Source organism: Protofrankia sp. Cr1, from assembly GCF_963555865.1.
Lineage (GTDB): Bacteria > Actinomycetota > Actinomycetes > Frankiales > Frankiaceae > Protofrankia.
This window is the reverse complement of sequence record NZ_CAUVXO010000300.1, coordinates 1,827-3,589: the sequence shown is the minus strand read 5'-3', so window position 1 is coordinate 3,589 and position 1,763 is coordinate 1,827. Positions and strand designations below refer to the sequence as shown.

The 1,763-nt window shown below is 64.4% G+C and carries 2 protein-coding genes; both read right to left on the bottom strand.

What is annotated here, in order from left to right; all coding sequences use genetic code 11:
- Window positions 1-13: 13 nt before the first annotated feature.
- Window positions 14-817 (bottom strand): hypothetical protein, encoded by an 804-nt coding sequence (locus U9980_RS19590; protein WP_322769251.1) that lies wholly within the window; start codon window positions 815-817, stop codon window positions 14-16.
- Window positions 818-836: 19 nt separating this feature from the next.
- The gene (locus U9980_RS19585) at window positions 837-1,262 is read right to left on the bottom strand and encodes a roadblock/LC7 domain-containing protein (RefSeq protein ID WP_322769250.1); all 426 of its coding nucleotides are present in this window, start codon (window positions 1,260-1,262) and stop codon (window positions 837-839) included.
- Between the last annotated feature and the right edge of the window lie 501 nt (window positions 1,263-1,763).

Genomic DNA, 1,763 nt, shown 5'->3' with positions numbered 1-1,763 from the left:
CCCGTGCGCGGGCTCAACGGGTGTCTGGACGGCCGGCGATCAGATCGAAGATTCGATCCTTGCGGTGGATCCACCGTTGGTCGTGGCGCACGGCCCGGCCCTGCGCCCGGGAGGCCTTGTGGGAGCCGCCGCGATAGCGCCACCGCGCCCATGGCGAGCCGGGCCGAGCCAGCCGGATCGCGCCGATCAGCGCGAGGAAGGGAAGGAGCAGCCCGATGGTCCCGAGACGCAGTTTGCCTTTCAGAAATGTGATCACAACCAGGAGGATGTTGAGGACCAGCGACGCCACGTAGTCCCATAGCGCCGTGCGATGGCCGCTGTCGAGGCCGTTGACCCCGAAGGGCAGGCTGCCCAGTACGAGCAACCCGGTCACCGCCACTCCGAGGACGACCGCATCTACCGAGACGCGGCCCTCCTCGCTCCAGTACACGTCCTGGAGGTGCAGAACCAGGGCGAACTCGTCCAGGACGAGCGCGATCCCGACACCGAACAACGCCCCGAGCAGGTCCCACCACGGTGATCTGCCGGCCGCCGGGGTGAATGCACCGACTCCGGCTATGCACATGAAAACAATGCCAAAGACGACATGATGGATATGTGTTCCGCCGGCTGCGACGTTACCCGGCCACCACGAAACACCGGCCCGGATCATTCGGACGCTGAGCCGGATAAACAGAAATGTGACCACGAACGACACCAGCAGCAGGAACAGCGGTTGCTTCCCGGGCTCGACGATGACCCGATGATAGAAGTCCACGACCACGTTCATCTGGACCCCCGCGAAGAATCTCGGCCCTGCCCGGTCGGGTCCATTCATACCCAGCTTCGCCAGGCGATCATCCTACGTCGGACCGCTCCTGTGGTTCGCCGCGCTTCGCCGGGGTGAGAAAGTCGGGCGCCTGCGCCACCAGTCGGGTCATCTCATATCCGACGAGACCGATTTCGCATGTTTTGGCGGCGAGGACGGACAGGCATGCGCCGTCGCTGATGGCCATGAGGAGCAGGGTTCCGTGGTCCATCTCGACTATTGTCTGGCGCACTGCCCCGGAGTCCATGAGGGTTGCCACCCCGAGGGTGAGGCTGAGCAGACCCGAGGAGATCGCGCCAAGCTGTTCTGCCCGGTCGCGCGTGAAGCCGTCGCAGACCGCGAGCAGGATCCCGTCAACCGAGACGACGATGGCGCTCGCGACCCCGGGTACCGAACCGACGAAGTTGTTGATGAGCCAGTCCAGTCCGTGATCCGCTGCGCTCGCTCCGGTCACCTGAGCCTCGGCTGTCCACACGGGGTACCCGGCCCGATGCGGAAGCCCACTCGTGGTTCTGCCGGGCACCTCGATCCCCCATGACGTCGGTAGTACAATTAGCTACCTCTCTGACAGATTTCGCCCGCGTTCGGCGACCGGCGTGAGTCGTGGTTATTTCCTCCAAGGTATCGGCTTGCGGCGAGCGGCCGCATCCAGGTTCCCCGCGCCGCAGCGAGTTGTTGCCGCACGAACAGCGTAGCCGCGGCTGCTGCGGGGACCAGTTTATGCCCATTAGGCCGCGGCCTTGACCGCCGGTGCTCGCGTTGCGCGGAGTGTCGGGAAACATATCCAAATGTAAACTGATTAAAATCTTTTGTCGGTATTGTCGTGAGCATCCATTAGTTCCCGCTTTGATCCGTGCTTTCGGGCGGGCCGGCCAGCCGGATCGGGTTCCAGTGGCCGTTCCGGCCTTCGTTCCATCGGCGCGAGCCGTTCGACCGGAACGATCCGCCGCGCTGG

Coding starts and splice junctions, on each gene's coding strand:
- U9980_RS19590 (WP_322769251.1), bottom strand. CDS start 817: ATGAATGGACCCGACCGGGCAGGGCCGAGATTCTTCGCGGGGGTCCAG.